Here is a 15,520-nt window from a genome sequence, read left to right as displayed (position 1 = left end):
ACTTAAGCCTTGTATAAGTGCAAGATAAGTGACTAAAAATAACTGACCAAATATTAACTTGATTGATATTGAAGAAAATACGATAGGATGGTTGTTGAATTAAAGGCAGCTTTTCAAATTTTAAGAAGACAGGAATATAAAGCAAGGTCACTCTGAAAAAGTGACCCTGAATGAAGAGGAGTAAGGCTTAGAAGCTTTACCCTCTTATTTATTTCTAAATTTGATAGTTCAACTTTGAAAATTAATACATGAAAGTAGCGCCGACAATAATTAATAGTATAAATAGAACAACAATTAGAACAAATGTTGAACTGTTATTGCCACCTCCATAGCAATAACCCCCGTAGTAACAACTGTTGTTGTAATTGCCCATATTTCCGCAGTATCCCATGAAGCATTCCTCCTTTCTACGTCTATAATATGTATCGCCATAAAAGCAAGAGGAGATATTTATCCAACTAAAATCCTTTAGAATTAGAAATTTGGAAAATGATTTTAACGTACTTTAAAAATAAAAAGGGTCACCCGTATGGAAGGTGACCCTCAGTAACGATTCAAGGCGGTGCAAGCTAAAAATTAGCTTAATTTATTATTATGACGAGTCAGCTACTTTTGCATGGTGGATTGCCTTAGAGAAAGATTTAAAAATGAAAATGTTGAAAATAGGAGTATACCATTGGAGCATAAATTTTTGTGTAAAGTCACTCTTGTTGCTTTTTTATCATTTCGTATTAGATGGGTGAAGTGGTACTGTTGAATTATAGGAATTATATAGTCTTCCTGGCAGATCACTATAGTGTGTGTTTGATTTTCGTTCCGACTAGGCGCTTTCCTTGGGGTGTCCGAAGATTATTTTGAATTTAACATTATGTAGAGAAATTTTGGTCGTCTAGAGCATATGAAAATATAACAAAAGCACTCGCATGAACGAGCCTTATTCATACACATTATGCTATTGTTTCTAAAAATCGCCCCAAATTATTTCATTACTGCTTTTATTTTATCCGGTATCATAATTACTTCGGTTTTCAAATCGACGGGTCGATACGTTTTATCAATACATTCGTCCCAATAAGCTAAATGCTTCTGATCAATCCGATGTTCTGAATCTTTCATCTCGAACAGAATACCAATATAAGTATTCCTCATCCTCTGTTATTTTTTCTCCATCCAGCGTCACCATAGTATCGTTTAAAAATTGCAACCATTCATCTACTTTCGATGATTTTCCTTGTATGACTTTTAACATACTAACTCTCCGCCGCTCTCTTAATTATCTGGAAATTGTTTCTTTATCAAAATTGTAGCGCAGTAAAACATGTTTTAGTAGTTAAGTGGTAAATGTGTAATCTTCTATTAATCATAAGTATAAAAAAATTCCCTTAGTACATTATAACTAGAGAAAATAATCACAATAAAGTAAGTGTATAGAGAGGTGAAAAGTTTAAATAAATGGATATCATCCTAGCGATATTACCAGCTCTCTTTTGGGGAAGTATTGTGCTCTTTAATGTTAAGCTTGGTGGTGGTCCTTATAGCCAAGTACTTGGGACAACATTTGGTGCACTTATTTTCTCCATAGGTGTTTATTTTGTTGTAAAGCCTGTATTAACTCCTGTAGTGATTGGAGTCGGAATTGTATCGGGCTTATTTTGGGCATTAGGGCAAGTCAATCAATTGAAAAGTATTGATTTAATAGGAGTTTCCAAGACGATGCCCATTTCGACAGGGCTACAGTTGGTATCAACAACTTTATTTGGAGTTATTGTGTTTCATGAATGGTCGACAACAATGTCGATTATATTAGGTGTTCTTGCACTTATTAGTATCATTATTGGGATCGTGCTTACATCGCTTCCAAATCCAGAAGAGAAAAAACAAGAACATGGAGGTAATTTTAAAAAAGGAATTTTAATTTTACTTGTTTCAACTTTTGGTTACTTAGTATATGTAGTGGTAATTCGCTTATTTAATGTAAGTGGGTGGTCTGCTTTATTTCCGCAAGCAATCGGAATGGTTATAGGTGGGATTTTGTTAACATTTAAACATAAACCATTTAATAAGTATGCGATTCGCAATATTATCCCTGGTTTAATTTGGGCTGCTGGAAATATGTTCTTATTTATATCTCAGCCACGTGTTGGAGTCGCAACAAGTTTTTCTCTTTCTCAAATGGGAATCGTCATCTCAACTTTAGGTGGGATTTTTATTTTAGGTGAGAAAAAAACAAAAAAGCAATTTATAGCGATTATGATCGGAATTGTATTTATAGTTGCAGCTGGAATTATGTTGGGGATTGCGAAAGGATAAAAGGGAGGACATAATAATGTATCCAGATTTAGAAGGGAAAGTTGTTGTTATTACAGGTGCTGCAACGGGACTAGGAAAAGCAATGGGAATGCGCTTCGGAGCAGAAAAAGCGAAAGTTGTCATTAATTATCTCTCAAATGAAGCTGAGGTAAATTCTGTTGTTGAAGAAGTTAAAAAAGCAGGCGGGGAAGCCATTGCTGTACAAGGTGATGTTACAGTTGAAGCGGATGTCATAAATCTTATTCAGACAGCAGTGAAAGAATTTGGCACGCTTGATGTGATGATTAATAATGCAGGTATTGAAAATCAAGTACCTTCACATGAAATGCCGTTAAGTGATTGGAATAAAGTAATAAATACAAACTTAACTGGTGCGTTTTTAGGAAGTCGAGAAGCCATTAAATATTACGTCGAGAATGATATTAAAGGAACAGTTATCAATATGTCCAGTGTTCACGAGAAAATTCCTTGGCCGTTGTTTGTGCATTATGCGGCTAGTAAAGGGGGCATTAAGTTAATGACAGAGACATTAGCGCTAGAATATGCCCCAAAAGGGATTCGTGTTAATAATATCGGTCCTGGAGCGATCAATACACCTATCAATGCTGAAAAATTTGCAGATCCAAAAAAACGTGCAGATGTGGAAAGTATGATTCCTATGGGGTACATTGGAAAACCAGAAGAAATTGCCGCAGTCGCAGTGTGGCTTGCTTCATCACAGGCTAGTTATGTAACGGGGATTACTCTATTTGCAGATGGTGGAATGACATTATATCCTTCCTTCCAAGCTGGTCGTGGATAAGTATTGGTAAGAGGTATCAAGAGCTTCTTGATGCCTTTTTTAATGTCAAAGCAATTTTAATGAGGTTCAATTGTAGAGTATAAAATAAAAACCTTTTGAAAAGTAGAGTTGAATAATTTTTTTATTTTCCTTATAATTAGCACCAGATAATAAAATGAGGTTATAAAAACATTTTGTTACATGCTAACAATTATCTTGTTTAAGATGGTCATAAATAAGTTATTGAAGCAAAAAATAACATATCGTCCAAACAAAAAGTAGTAAGTAAAGAGTTTAGACGTATTAATTACTTGTGTAATAATTATTGTCTTTTTATTAGTATCAAGTAATAGTACTTAAATGTATAAAAGGAGAGGGATTGTAAATGAATAACGTTCAATCTAAAGCTAGAATAACGGCCATTGGTACCTATGTTCCCGAAAAAAAACTAACAAATGATGATTTAGAAAAGCTAGTGGAGACGAGTGACGCATGGATTGTACAAAGAACTGGCATAAAGGAAAGAAGAATTACGAGCGAGAATGAATTTGCATCAACATTAGCCTTTAAAGCAATAGAAAATTTAGTCGAACAATATCAAAAGGATCTTTCGGATGTAGATTTAATTCTCGTTGCAACAACTACACCTGATTATGTCTTTCCTAGTGTAGCCTGCCAAATTCAGGAACACTTTAATATTAAACAGGTAGGTGCACTAGATCTTCATGCAGCTTGTGCTGGTTTTACATATGGATTACATGTTGCGAATGGATTAATTACATCAGGGCTCCATCGTAAGATTTTATTTATTACAACAGAAGTTTTATCTAAGGTGACGGATTATACAGATCGAACGACATGCATCCTTTTTGGAGATGGCGCTGCAGCAGTTTTAATTGAAAAAGATGAGGAAATGCCAAGCTTTATCGCTAGCCATATGGAAACAAATGGTGCTGGAGGTAAGCATTTATACTTAACAAATTTATCAACTACCATGCATAGTTCTTCCTTGAGTACCTCTGGAAAGTTAGTTCAGAATGGTAGAGAAGTATACAAATGGGCAACACGTACACTTCCAAAAGGGATAGAGGAATTACTAAAACAAGCAAGCATGCCACTTGGTGAAATAGACTGGTTTGTGCCTCATAGTGCAAATTTACGAATGATTGAATCCATCTGTGAAAAATCTGGTATTAGCCTAGAGAGAACGTTAACTAGTGTTGAATATATGGGAAATACATCTTCAGTTTCTATTCCATTAGCCTTACAGATTGGGATAAATGAAGGAAAGTTAAAAAATGGGGATACCTTATTAATCTATGGATTTGGTGGAGGACTTACACATGCGGGGCATATCATTAAATGGTGTGTAGAATAATTTGCAACCCCTCTCATTTGCCCCTTTTTCATTAGTTTTAAAAACTTAAACAAAGGACCGGTACTCAATATTTTGTTGCAAATGAGTATTCGGTTTTTTTTAACTTGAAATTACCTGTGTATCATCGTAATTCTCTAATTTAAAAGAAGATAGATGAGTAGTAATTTTATACAAATGGAAATGATATGATGTATTATTGGATTAAGATATTTATTTAATAGTCATCTAAAAATCTGTTACATTTATTGTTTCTACTATCACTTTATAAAAACCTAAATCGTATGAATCATTTATCATATTCTATTATTATCCATCGATTGAAAAGAGGGTAATGCGGTGATGAACTCTTGCTGCAATTGTGATTGTCACAAAAATGTATTTCGTTTAAATAAAGTGTCTTCTTGTCCGATTTGTCTAAGTAGTTCAGTTCAGCCTTCAGTTCCTAACAATTTTACGACAGGAGCAATTTGGAGAAATCCAGCCACAGATAAGATAGTTGTCACTCTTTTAAATAAAACAGACGCACCCCAAACAGTGACAGTATCGGTAGTAGATTGGCAAAATTGTGCCCAAGCAGAGATGCAAAAAGATGCCTTTTTATGCGGAGAATCTCAGCCTTCACTTTTTAACGGTACACCAACTCCTCTTACTTTTACTATTCCAGCTAAAAAACTTCTCATCGTTCATGCAACTCCGCAAAATACTTGGCTACCTAATGATCCATGTTATGAAGTGCTTGTTAAACACCCAGGTGATCCTGTCTTTCCATCTGATCCAGTTATTTTTAATACGTGGGGGATTAATATTGATGGGGTGCCTCAAGAAGGAAATACAGTGCTACATCAACAGTTTCATCGAACTTTTTTCACTTGAACGTAGGGAAGTGGAACAACTTCTTATAAGCTAATAAAAATGACTAGAACTCATTTTTAAAGTGAGTGACTAGTCATTTTGTGCTAGAATTTAAGGAAGTAAAAGTAGTGTACGTAGTTAATCTATGATGAAGCTGGGCCTCCACCATTCTACCACCAAATTTGTAGGATAAACTTGTTGCTTTACAATATAAAAAATCATTCATGTAACTCTCACTCATTTTATATATAATTTAAAATATGGCTCATCCCAAAAGTTGTGGATGACATTTTTAAAATATATGGGCTGTATTTTAGTTGATTGTAGTGGAGACTGGGCGACTCCTTGGGGATCAGCGTCACAGATGAGACCCTGGAGCGAGCAACGCGAGTGAAGCGGCTCATCGGACGCCCCCCGGAAGCTCTGCTCTGCGCGAAAGCGAAGCGTCAGCGGCAAAGCGCCCAGTCGGAACGGAAATCAACCACACGTTTTGTCGAATAGCCTAAAATATGACATATATGGAAGTAGAGTGAAGAAGATGTTCCCTATTTTAGATACTGAACGTTTAGTGTTAAGAGAACTCACTGAGAATGACGCGCAAGATGTTTTTAATTGCTTCTCTAATCCTGATGTATTACGTCACTATGGCCAGAAACCATTAACAAGTTTAGATCAGGTTAAGCAAATAATAATTAATTTTTCAAAGAATTATGATGAAAAACGCGGTATTAAATGGGGAATTGCATTAAAAGGACAGAAAAGTATTATTGGTACTATTGGTTTTCAAGAGTGGTCCACTGAACATAAAAGAGCTGACATTAGTTATGCACTTTTTCCTGAGAGCTGGGGAAAAGGGTATGCAAAGGAAGCTGTTCATAGAGTCATATCATTTGGCTTTCAAGAGATGGATTTACTGCGTATAGGAGCAATTGTTTTTACCGAAAATGATGCTTCAAATAAGCTATTAGAAAAATTAGGCTTTGAAAAAGAAGGGGTATTAAGAAATTATATGCACCAAAACGGTGTTCCATTTGATACGAATATTTTTTCTTTAATAAAGTAAAAAACAACGTAAACAAGCATAAAGGTCCAGGTACTCAAAATGATTGAGGATCTGGACTTTTTGTCTTCCATCTTTTTAAACTATATGGCAGGAACTTAATAGATTTTGCTTGATACATTTTGGCACGATATTCATAAACAATAACAATTTCTCCAATAAAACTGACAGGAGAAACTTGTCCACTTACCTTTGCAATAAGTTGATTGTCTTGTACTTCGTAATGAATTATATTTCCGAAGGCGATATCATCAAATAAGTTTGAAGGCAGTATATCTAAAGGTGGTATATCAACTGTATAAGTTATATCACCAACTTTGATTTCGGCTGTAGTAGTCGTTAAACTTGTTTTTACGTTTTTATAGATAATTGCCATAGGATTATCAACAAGAACGTCAATCAATCCGTGTGTATCTCTATAAACATGAACCTCTTCATCTAATAAACCTGTGCCATATCCTTTTGTCAAAATAATGATTAATTCTTTTTCTCCATCTTTATTGATGTCTTCGTAATGTATTTGCGGGGCGTATGCGGGGTTAGTAACGTTTATCCAAAAAGGTCTGAAGTAAGTTTCCCCTTTAAAATCAATTTTAAAATCTTGATATAGGTCCCCTATTTTCTTTGCATACAAAGTTATTTTTTCATGGCTTAATTTTGAAACTAATTCATACTCTTCATTTTTTGCTTCTGCGATAGTAACAACAATAAGAAAAATGGTAAGCAGTAAAATAATGTATTTTTTCATAAGCAACACCTCGTTTTAGTGTTCCTTACTATAGCCTCTTTATGCTGATGGTTGAACTTATGAGCAAATATTTAGTCATCGTATTGTTAAATTTGAAAATTAATCTTCAAACAACAAAGCTTCTGCAATCTGCTATAAAATATGTAATTGCAATTGTCCATATTTAGAATGAAAAAATGAATAGGGTCACCCGGAGGAAAGTGACCCTTATTAGTAAATTTTGAAGGTGAAGGGGTAAATTATTATTACCCTTCTAAAATATGGGCAACAGAGATACTGGCGTTGGTGATAATTAATATTTCATGAAACTTGCGCCGACAATAATCAATAGAATGAATAGAACAACAATTAAGGCAAATCTTGAACTAGAACCACTACCATAACCTGAATAGTCCATACCTACTTCCCTCCTTTCTATAATCTATAATATGTATAGTTGTAAAAAGGATGGAAGGTAATCATCTAATCAATTAGAATAAAAAAAGGCCACCCTGAACAAGTGACCCCGAAATGAGGAAGTATTAGTAAAAATAACTTGCCCTTACTATTACAACATGTTTTACACATAAATGATCATATTGAAGGCTTTAACTTTATCCATAATGAAGATTTTGAATAAAAGCTAAAGCCTTTTATCAAAAAAAATGTTAATTTAGTACAAGAAAGTAGCGCCGACAATAATTAGTAGGATGAATAGAACAACAATTAGTACGAATGTTGAACTAGAGCCACCACCATAATTAGAGCATCCCATAAAATATTCCTCCTTTCTACCACTTATAATATGTATAGTTGTGGAAAGAGGGGGAGTTAATCATCCAATCAATTGAACTTCCCTCCGAAAAAAATTAAATCAATCATATATTTTTTCTTTTCTCATTAAATTCACATCCTAAGGTTCAATACATACGTTTTAAATATTTAGGAATTACACAATAAATAACAGATAACTTTAGTTTGTTATCTGTTATTATTTCTTCATTCATTTTTGAGAGGGATCTACCATGTCACCTGAAAAATTATTCTCAAGATTCTCTTTTGTTTCAGCATTGACGGTTTTTTCTTTTGCTTCTGCTTGTTCACTAGCTGGAGCTTCATCTTTAGAAGAACATGCTGTTAATAGTAGAGCTGCCATTGCTCCGATATACAAAAAATTTTTCATTCCTGTAACCTCCGTTATTGTTAATTCGTTACGTTTAGATTGCGCACATTTCATTTGAAATATGACGGAAATGGCAATGATAAAAATTTGTTTTGTAACAAAAAATGAATAATAGTCGTTAAACAATAAAAGGGGGAAATAGGCATGAAGAGAATTGTAGGGTTCGTCACAATTTGCGGATTGGTATTAGTAGGTTGTTCACATAAAGAAACCAACGACATAATAAAACAGGATAATAGTTCGAAACTTGTTGGAGATGTTTTAGCCAAGGAAACTGAGTGGAAAGAAAGTGAGTATTTTACATCTGGAAATTTAAATTTGATTGGTGAACCGCAATTATTAGGATTTACGAATAGTAAAGAAGAAAAAATATTTGCTGGCAAAGCAGGGAAATACGCCTGGCACTTTTGGGGAGAGAGCGTTAAAACAAGAGACTTCCTTAGCGTAAAAGGGACTCACCAATTAACGCAAAAAGAAATTGAATTGGTTACAAATGCTAAGTTACTTGGGCCAAACAGTGGGGCAGATAACCATGCTCCAACCAATATGACTTTTCCAAAGGGCGGTATGTGGAAGCTTGATGCTTATATTGATGGGAAGTTGTTTGGTAGCGTTTTTGTAAAAGTGGAAAATTAAATACATAACCACATTAAGCAATTGAAACATACCATGCTATCAATCGAGAGAGCCTGGTAGCTCACTATTAATGACAATAGACAATTTATAAATTGTTATTAGAAATATTATGGAAGCTGACAAGCATTGGACAAGCTTTATCAACGAAAGAGGAATCACTGCTCATGTATTCGTTCCAGAAGATGGTGAGGAATACAATACACATTTTAATTATAACTGTAGCTAAATCCTGTAAAGTAAATATAGGATGTTCTTTTTATAGAAAAACAGACAACATCATTAGTTATCTGTTTTTCTGGTTTGTTTAGTTATTAATTTCTAAGCGCATTTTACAACTCATTTCTTTATATCCATGTTTTTCATACAAAGTAAAAGCGCCATTATTTTCTGCCAGAACGCTTAACTCCAAATAATCTAATTTACGTTCTTCTGCCCATTTCTTTGCCTCTTGTAGCAAAAGTGAACCAATGCCCTTGCTCTGGTATTGACCTGCAACAATTACATCCATAATATATGCATAATTATGCTGGACAATACAAGAATAAGGAGGAGTAGTTAATTCTTGAATTAACAAAAAGCCGGCAATACTGTTATCTATTTCAGCAACAAAAATATCTGATTTTTCTTCTGAAATTGTGTTTGTAAGAAACTTCACATCCTGTTTTGCTGGAGCTATATACTTTGGTTGGAGTTTTGACATTTCTAAAAACAGTTCTTCATATAATATTTCTATTTGCGGGATATCTTCTAATGTTGCAACTTTAATATTCATAAATTCTACCTCCATTCGAATTTCATACCATCCCATTCTACTATATTCTGTAATTTTTATAAATGATATGCAAATTGAACAAAAAACTCGTATAGCTAACACCGTATAAACCGCATAGGAATTCCAATACTAAAGCTGTTTTAAACTTTCAGTATGAGAAAGGAGGAGTTCATCAGTGCGATTTTTAACATGGATAATTTTAGGCGCGGCTACTATTTATGGTGTCCTGAAACGCTTTGGGATATTAAATTCCAACAAAGCACAACAAATGATACCGTCTATGCAGCAAGCTACGACACCAGTACAATTAGTAGCAAACAGTAATCCACTTACCGCAAATACACCAAAACAATAAATAATGCACTATCTAGCTTATAGACAATTAACTGTAAAGGTCTATAAGCTTTTACATAAAAAATGAAAGCTTATTTTCCTCTTTACAAAAGTATCCAGAAAAATGTATAGTTGTGTTAAATATATGGTGAAACGGGGTTTTGATTATTTATGATGAAACTTATTAATGGCTAATAGAATTTTAAATAATTTTAAAGTGCAATAAGACAAATTAAGGTCTATACCTTAATTCTTTTTAGTTCGCCCATTTGCACAATAGCGATTAGAAGTCATCATATCTATTCAGATTATATATTCAATAATTTCTATAAGCCTCTAGTAGGGTCAAGGTAAAATCCGGACATATAGTTCATTTGTGCGGAAGCCGAGGCGACAACGGTAGTTTATCTATGTCCCAGCTACTATTACACTGAGGAGTATTGATCTATATTGAATTTAAATTTGACTATGAGAAGGATTTCTTCTTATAGTTTTTTTTTATGTCTTTTTGGGGGTGTGTAAAATGGTAATGTCTCAATTACTTACTTTGAGTTAACAAAATAGAGAAATGAGGCGTAAATATGACAAATTATCAATTAGTATATGATTACAAAGACAATCAAAAGTATAGAGAAAGTTTCAATGAATTAGTAGAGTTAGTTTTTGGATTAGATTTTAGCCAATGGTATGAAAAAGGCTGCTGGAACGATCAATATATTTGTTATTCATATGTCGATGGTGAAAAAGTAATTGCAAATGCATCAATAAGTAAAATGACTGTTGCTGTAAACAGCGAGGATTATAAAGCCATACAAGTTGGTACAGTAATGACGCATCCAAATTATCGTCATAAAGGTTTAGCAAAAAATTAATGAATGACATTATTGATAAATATGAGAAACAATATGATTTTATCTATTTATTTGCTAATGAAACAGTCCTAGATTTCTATCCGAAATTTGGGTTTTCACGAGTACAAGAAAGTAGATATTTCTTAAATGCTGATGGTTTACAAAAAAAAACAAACAGAACGATCCGAAAATTAAATGTTGAAAATATCAACGACTTATCTTTATTGAAATTGTATGCGAAGGAAAGAATTCCATTGTCGTCGGTTTTAGATGTGAAAGATAATGAAAATCTACTTATGTTCTATTTTCTTATTGCATTTCCTAATTCAATTTATTTTATCGAAGACAAAGACGTTATAGTATTATTCGAAAAAGAGGATGAAGAATTACATCTTTTTGATGTTGTTAGTCGTAGTGAAATTGATGTAATAGAGGTTTTAAGCTACATTACTACATCGGATATAAAAAGAATAATTTTTCACTTTATCCCTGATTGTCAGAATCTAGAGTCTGAAGTAATTGAAACTGAGGACGATGTATTGTTTATTCGGCCGATGATAGAATTCGGGACAGAACGACCTTTATTTCCATTAACATCACATTCGTAAGACCAGTTAAATGTTTGATTACAGTTATATTAAAGAGTTTTTTCTATTATAAGAATATGTGAAAAGGGTGATTCAACTTGATACAAATAAAAAGGATATATAAAGACAATTTCCCACAAGGCAAAAAAATTATTTATCAATACAGCTCTAATAATTATTATGATGTTTCCTATAAAGAGCGAGAAAATGGCTGGGCAATTGATTTTACGTTAAAACATTTCGACACTCCATTTCATAAATATTTAGAAGGAGAAATTTTTGAAGATTATATTGAGGATATTGAATGTTATATTGCTGAGTTTGATGGGAAAGAGGCGGGAATTGTTAGCTTCAGCCACGAGAAATGGAATAATGTGTTAAGAATTAATGATATTCACATTTATCAATCTCATCAACATAAAGGAATTGGTAGCAAGCTGATGGCATTGGTCAAAAAGCGTGCAGTAGAAATAGGTGTGAGGACAATCGTTTTAGAAACACAAACGTCGAATTATCCCGCCATACAATTTTATAGAAAGCATGGATTTCAGCTTATTGGATGTGACCTATTAAGTTACTCAAATAATGACATTGAAAAAAAGGAAGTACGAGTTGAAATGGGACTTGTTCTTGAAACGTAATTATCGAAAAAACATAGATATATTGCAATTCATTTTGACACCTTTCATTGGAAAAGATCAACATGACCTTTTCTACAGAGATAATAAAGCTGTTTAAAAAACGCCAGTCATGTTATTCAACAACCGAACCAAATTGTGGAATAAAAAAGAGATATTTGTAAGCGAGACAAAGTTGTTTATTTCCGGGGCAAAACATGAGAAAAGGTGTAATACTACATATCATTTGAATCTTTTTCTTAAAGGGAGATATTTGCGAAATAAAGAATGTGATTGTCCCAATAAGAACGAAATGTTGTTCGTTAGTAAAACGTTGAAGGAAAGAAATTGTTAAAGGGAGAGAGAAATGATGGGGTTCGACGAATGTATAAACAAAGATTTTAGTGGGGTCATATCGGTTACTCAAAAAGGTGAAAATATATACCGTAAAGCCTTTGGATACGCCGATTTACCAAATAAAGTATCAAACGAGTTTGATACAAAGTTTGCAACAGCCTCAGCAGGAAAAGTATTTGTTGCCGTAGCCATTTTGCAACTGATTGAACAAAGTCGATTATCTTTTGATAGTTGTATTGGGGACATCTTGAATTTTGATTTAAAGAATATTGATCCTCATATCACTGTCAGGCAGTTGCTTAATCATACATCGGGAATACCCGACTATTTTGATGAGTCTGTCATGGAAGATTATGACGAACTGTGGATAGATTATCCCAATTATAAAATACGTACATCGTCGGATATCATTCCATTATTTATTCATAAGCCTATGATGTATCCAGCAGGAGATAGATTTCAATATAATAATACAGGATTTGTTGTTCTTGGTCTTATTGTTGAGGCCATTACTGGCTCTTCGTTCGATGTATATCTTAATGAACATGTTTTTATTCCTTGCGGTATGTTGAATACAGGGTATTATGAACTGGACAGATTGCCTGCTCAATGTGCAAACGGGTATGTATATGATGACAGCAGACAAGAGTTTTATACTAATATTTACAGTGTAGACGTAAAAGGAACAGGTGCAGGGGGAGCATTTACTACAGTTATAGATGTTGAAAAGTTCTGGGTCAGTCTGATGAAGGGGCAATTGATATCGAAGGAAATGTTAAAAGAAATGTTAACTCCTCAAGTGAAAGAAGAATGCTATGGCTATGGGATTTGGCTGGATAAAAAAGAAGAAGGCACGTTTGATTACCACTTTGAAGGATGCGATCCTGGTATAAGTTTTTATAGTTCATACGACAAACAACAAGATTTGCTAATCACATTGGTAAGCAATTTTGGGTGTAACGTATGGAAGGTTTTCAGAGATATCAAAGGTTTGATCAAATGATCATATCGGTTCGCTTTAAGATAATCTTCAACAATTAGACGCTATTGTAACGTAGCGGCAGCGTCTCGAGGCTCGCTCATCGACCATTTCGAATGTATAAAAATGGTTAATCAACACGCATGGTATCTTATATGAAAATAAAACAAGCATAACCCCGACTTAAACTTAGGTCGGGGTTATGCTTAAAAAATGATAACTTTATTGTCTTTCTAAACCTTTTGCAATTACACAAATTTTTTAATATCAAGTATAGTTTGTAAATGTATTCCTTCATGGAAAATCGTTCGAATTAATACTTGCTCAATCGTATTCATTCCCATATCAATAGGAGGAAACTCTACATCTAATCGATCACCATACAATTCTTTTATTTGTATAGGCTGGGCTTTTAATAACTTCTTTAATTCTTCAAATGATGGAGTTTTCTCATTAAAATTAGCTGGAGATGTGCCATAGCCGAACCAAGATTGAAGTGATTCAAGTTCCTTACTTTTTTCGTTTGTTAAAGCCTCAATCCACAAATATTGGTCTAAATAAATATGACCCAAATTCCAGCGAATATTATTATGAAATCCAGATGGAATAGTATGAGCAATATCTTCCGTTACTGTTTCTAATACTTGTAATACTTCACTCCGATAACTATCCAACTGTTGAAATAGAATTTGATGACGTTGCTTCATATAAAATCTCCCCTCCTCTTTTTCATATAATATTGGATAAAATTACTCAAATTCCTTTTTATAGAAATAAAAAAGGGAGAACACGTTTTAAATCGTGTTTTCCCTATATTTATGGACTTTGAGTTTGAAGAGCTAATTTTACGCCTAACCCTATATAAACAAAACCTACAGCCTTTTCAATCCAACGTGAACCACTGCTTGTTGTTTTCGTAAAGATTTTTTCGCCAATGAAGCTTGTAATAATAGCTAACAAAATAGTATACAAAGCACTCATCACAACAAATGTAATCCCTAAAATCAATAATTGTACTGTGACTGATTGGCCATTTTGTTGAACAAATTGTGGTAAAAATGCTAAGAAAAATAATGCCGTCTTTGGATTTAAAATTTCCGCTAAAAATCCTTGTCGGAACGAAGTACTTGCAGGGCTTTGCTCAACAGTTGGCTTTTCTAATTTTTGTGGTTTTGTTAGTAGCATTTGAATACCTAAATAAACAAGGTACGCAACTCCGATATATTTCACTACTTCAAACGCAGTTGCAGAATTCATTAAAATGGCAGATAGACCTAGTACAGCAGCTAACGTATGAACTAAGTCGCCTAGTCCAATACCTAGTGCAGTATAAATACCGTTCTTTTTACCACTTTTCAGCGTTTGCGTAATAGTAATGATAACAGCAGGGCCAGGAATTAAAAATAAGAGAAAAACTATTGCAATAAAAGATAACATGCTTAACCATCCTATTCTAATAAACTAAACACTCAGCTAAGATGAATGCAAAAAATATTATATTCTATCTCTTGTATACCTGTCGATACTGAAAAGTGATGAATTCAACTTATAATGAAAAAACAAGGGGGAATAAGCTCGTCGCATTACGTGTGGTATTTCCGTTCAGACTAGACGCTTCCTTAGGGGTGTACGTTGGAGTCGCTTCACTAGCTCCATGGTCTCATCTGTGATGCTAACCCCTAATGAGTAAGCCTGCCTTCACTCCAAATGTTTTAAAAATGTCATTCACAATTTTGGATGATGAGATAAAAAATAGGGATATTTGTATAATATTGTTTTTTATTTAATAATAGAGAAAGGGTTGAGGTGATAAATTGAAAACTATGAGATGGAATTTATCTTTGGGCATTCAAATTATATTAACTGTTTTTGTTATGATTATTGGTATTTATTGCTTAATAACTAAAGATTTTACTTTATTGCCGCTATCACAGATTTTGTTAGGGTTTACCTTTATTATTATTGGGCTTCGAGAATGGAAAAGAGCAAAAAGAAAGTATGTAAGCATACTCTATTTCGCTGTTGCGATTTTTATATTATTTGTTTATGTAAAATCTTTTATTGCTTATTAGAAACATGTTCATAGGGAGTGGCAAC

General features: G+C 33.6%; 19 protein-coding genes and 2 pseudogenes. 12 read left to right on the top strand and 9 right to left on the bottom strand.

Annotated features, from left to right (window positions below; genetic code table 11):
• Positions 1–241: 241 nt before the first annotated feature.
• Both QRN68_RS11005 and QRN68_RS11000 read right to left on the bottom strand, forming a co-directional pair.
• Entirely contained in the window at positions 242–391 is a 150-nt protein-coding gene (locus QRN68_RS11005; RefSeq protein WP_285396927.1) for a YjcZ family sporulation protein, read from the bottom strand.
• Between the two features lie 587 nt (positions 392–978).
• Positions 979–1,249: pseudogene (locus tag QRN68_RS11000) on the bottom strand (DUF6176 family protein).
• A gap of 203 nt (positions 1,250–1,452) precedes the next feature.
• Between QRN68_RS11000 and QRN68_RS10995 the strand changes: the two are divergent.
• The 6 genes from QRN68_RS10995 to QRN68_RS10970 all read left to right on the top strand — a co-directional run bounded on the left by QRN68_RS10995 (position 1,453) and on the right by QRN68_RS10970 (position 6,384).
• A complete protein-coding gene (locus QRN68_RS10995; protein WP_285396926.1) occupies positions 1,453–2,310 on the top strand; it encodes a RhaT/GlcU family sugar-proton symporter in 858 nt (285 codons plus the stop codon).
• Between the two features lie 16 nt (positions 2,311–2,326).
• Positions 2,327–3,112 (top strand): glucose 1-dehydrogenase, encoded by a 786-nt coding sequence (gene gdh, locus QRN68_RS10990; protein ID WP_285396925.1) that lies wholly within the window; start codon positions 2,327–2,329, stop codon positions 3,110–3,112.
• 364 nt (positions 3,113–3,476) lie between these two features.
• Positions 3,477–4,469 (top strand): ketoacyl-ACP synthase III, encoded by a 993-nt coding sequence (locus tag QRN68_RS10985; protein WP_285396924.1) that lies wholly within the window; start codon positions 3,477–3,479, stop codon positions 4,467–4,469.
• A 336-nt stretch (positions 4,470–4,805) separates the two neighbouring features.
• Positions 4,806–5,342, top strand: coding sequence for a hypothetical protein (locus tag QRN68_RS10980; protein WP_285396923.1), 537 nt, complete (start codon positions 4,806–4,808; stop codon positions 5,340–5,342).
• Between the two features lie 324 nt (positions 5,343–5,666).
• Positions 5,667–5,822 (top strand): hypothetical protein, encoded by a 156-nt coding sequence (locus tag QRN68_RS10975; RefSeq protein ID WP_285396922.1) that lies wholly within the window; start codon positions 5,667–5,669, stop codon positions 5,820–5,822.
• A 37-nt stretch (positions 5,823–5,859) separates the two neighbouring features.
• A complete protein-coding gene (locus QRN68_RS10970) occupies positions 5,860–6,384 on the top strand; it encodes a GNAT family N-acetyltransferase (RefSeq protein ID WP_285396921.1) in 525 nt (174 codons plus the stop codon).
• Positions 6,385–6,418: 34 nt separating this feature from the next.
• Here the strand turns inward: QRN68_RS10970 and QRN68_RS10965 are convergent, their stop codons facing one another.
• The 4 genes from QRN68_RS10965 to QRN68_RS10950 all read right to left on the bottom strand — a co-directional run bounded on the left by QRN68_RS10965 (position 6,419) and on the right by QRN68_RS10950 (position 8,291).
• Complete coding sequence (locus QRN68_RS10965) at positions 6,419–7,129, bottom strand: hypothetical protein (protein WP_285396920.1); 711 nt, start codon at positions 7,127–7,129, stop codon at positions 6,419–6,421.
• Between the two features lie 292 nt (positions 7,130–7,421).
• Positions 7,422–7,526, bottom strand: coding sequence for a YjcZ family sporulation protein (locus QRN68_RS10960; protein WP_285396919.1), 105 nt, complete (start codon positions 7,524–7,526; stop codon positions 7,422–7,424).
• A 255-nt stretch (positions 7,527–7,781) separates the two neighbouring features.
• On the bottom strand, positions 7,782–7,883 hold the full coding sequence (locus tag QRN68_RS10955; RefSeq protein ID WP_285396918.1) for a YjcZ family sporulation protein: 102 nt from the start codon (positions 7,881–7,883) through the stop codon (positions 7,782–7,784).
• 228 nt (positions 7,884–8,111) lie between these two features.
• Positions 8,112–8,291: a hypothetical protein gene (locus QRN68_RS10950; protein ID WP_285396917.1), complete on the bottom strand. Its 180-nt coding sequence runs from the start codon at positions 8,289–8,291 to the stop codon at positions 8,112–8,114.
• 144 nt (positions 8,292–8,435) lie between these two features.
• On the opposite strand from QRN68_RS10950, the gene QRN68_RS10945 reads away from it, so the two are divergent.
• A complete protein-coding gene (locus QRN68_RS10945) occupies positions 8,436–8,927 on the top strand; it encodes a hypothetical protein (RefSeq protein ID WP_285396916.1) in 492 nt (163 codons plus the stop codon).
• A 304-nt stretch (positions 8,928–9,231) separates the two neighbouring features.
• Here QRN68_RS10945 and QRN68_RS10940 read toward each other — a convergent pair whose 3' ends face one another.
• Positions 9,232–9,699, bottom strand: coding sequence for a GNAT family N-acetyltransferase (locus tag QRN68_RS10940; RefSeq protein WP_285396915.1), 468 nt, complete (start codon positions 9,697–9,699; stop codon positions 9,232–9,234).
• Between the two features lie 175 nt (positions 9,700–9,874).
• Between QRN68_RS10940 and QRN68_RS10935 the strand changes: the two genes are divergently transcribed.
• From QRN68_RS10935 to QRN68_RS10920, 4 genes and pseudogenes are all read left to right on the top strand, one after another.
• Positions 9,875–10,054 carry a hypothetical protein gene (locus QRN68_RS10935; protein WP_285396914.1) on the top strand — a complete coding sequence of 60 codons (180 nt, stop codon included), beginning with the start codon at positions 9,875–9,877 and terminating at the stop codon, positions 10,052–10,054.
• A gap of 559 nt (positions 10,055–10,613) precedes the next feature.
• Positions 10,614–11,491: pseudogene (locus QRN68_RS10930) on the top strand (GNAT family N-acetyltransferase).
• A 77-nt stretch (positions 11,492–11,568) separates the two neighbouring features.
• Complete coding sequence (locus QRN68_RS10925) at positions 11,569–12,111, top strand: GNAT family N-acetyltransferase (protein WP_285396913.1); 543 nt, start codon at positions 11,569–11,571, stop codon at positions 12,109–12,111.
• Between the two features lie 346 nt (positions 12,112–12,457).
• Complete coding sequence (locus QRN68_RS10920) at positions 12,458–13,447, top strand: serine hydrolase domain-containing protein (protein WP_285396912.1); 990 nt, start codon at positions 12,458–12,460, stop codon at positions 13,445–13,447.
• 224 nt (positions 13,448–13,671) lie between these two features.
• Here the strand turns inward: QRN68_RS10920 and QRN68_RS10915 are convergent, their stop codons facing one another.
• Both QRN68_RS10915 and QRN68_RS10910 read right to left on the bottom strand, forming a co-directional pair.
• Entirely contained in the window at positions 13,672–14,130 is a 459-nt protein-coding gene (locus QRN68_RS10915) for a DinB family protein (protein WP_285396911.1), read from the bottom strand.
• Between the two features lie 109 nt (positions 14,131–14,239).
• The gene (locus QRN68_RS10910) at positions 14,240–14,860 is read right to left on the bottom strand and encodes a LysE family translocator (protein WP_285396910.1); all 621 of its coding nucleotides are present in this window, start codon (positions 14,858–14,860) and stop codon (positions 14,240–14,242) included.
• 386 nt (positions 14,861–15,246) lie between these two features.
• Between QRN68_RS10910 and QRN68_RS10905 the strand changes: the two genes are divergently transcribed.
• Entirely contained in the window at positions 15,247–15,495 is a 249-nt protein-coding gene (locus QRN68_RS10905) for a DUF3953 domain-containing protein (protein WP_285396957.1), read from the top strand.
• The last annotated feature ends 25 nt before the right edge of the window (positions 15,496–15,520 follow it).

It is taken from the genome of Lysinibacillus sp. fls2-241-R2A-57 (genome assembly GCF_030209535.1).
GTDB lineage: Bacteria > Bacillota > Bacilli > Bacillales_A > Planococcaceae > Lysinibacillus.
This window is presented reverse-complemented; position numbering and strand designations above follow the sequence as displayed.

Coding starts and splice junctions, on each gene's coding strand:
- QRN68_RS10910 (WP_285396910.1), bottom strand. CDS start 14,860: ATGTTATCTTTTATTGCAATAGTTTTTCTCTTATTTTTAATTCCTGGC.
- QRN68_RS10920 (WP_285396912.1), top strand. CDS start 12,458: ATGGGGTTCGACGAATGTATAAACAAAGATTTTAGTGGGGTCATATCG.
- gdh (WP_285396925.1), top strand. CDS start 2,327: ATGTATCCAGATTTAGAAGGGAAAGTTGTTGTTATTACAGGTGCTGCA.
- QRN68_RS10950 (WP_285396917.1), bottom strand. CDS start 8,291: ATGAAAAATTTTTTGTATATCGGAGCAATGGCAGCTCTACTATTAACA.
- QRN68_RS10955 (WP_285396918.1), bottom strand. CDS start 7,883: ATGGGATGCTCTAATTATGGTGGTGGCTCTAGTTCAACATTCGTACTA.
- QRN68_RS10995 (WP_285396926.1), top strand. CDS start 1,453: ATGGATATCATCCTAGCGATATTACCAGCTCTCTTTTGGGGAAGTATT.
- QRN68_RS10960 (WP_285396919.1), bottom strand. CDS start 7,526: ATGGACTATTCAGGTTATGGTAGTGGTTCTAGTTCAAGATTTGCCTTA.
- QRN68_RS10915 (WP_285396911.1), bottom strand. CDS start 14,130: ATGAAGCAACGTCATCAAATTCTATTTCAACAGTTGGATAGTTATCGG.
- QRN68_RS10985 (WP_285396924.1), top strand. CDS start 3,477: ATGAATAACGTTCAATCTAAAGCTAGAATAACGGCCATTGGTACCTAT.
- QRN68_RS10945 (WP_285396916.1), top strand. CDS start 8,436: ATGAAGAGAATTGTAGGGTTCGTCACAATTTGCGGATTGGTATTAGTA.
- QRN68_RS11005 (WP_285396927.1), bottom strand. CDS start 391: ATGGGATACTGCGGAAATATGGGCAATTACAACAACAGTTGTTACTAC.
- QRN68_RS10940 (WP_285396915.1), bottom strand. CDS start 9,699: ATGAATATTAAAGTTGCAACATTAGAAGATATCCCGCAAATAGAAATA.
- QRN68_RS10965 (WP_285396920.1), bottom strand. CDS start 7,129: ATGAAAAAATACATTATTTTACTGCTTACCATTTTTCTTATTGTTGTT.
- QRN68_RS10905 (WP_285396957.1), top strand. CDS start 15,247: ATGAGATGGAATTTATCTTTGGGCATTCAAATTATATTAACTGTTTTT.
- QRN68_RS10970 (WP_285396921.1), top strand. CDS start 5,860: ATGTTCCCTATTTTAGATACTGAACGTTTAGTGTTAAGAGAACTCACT.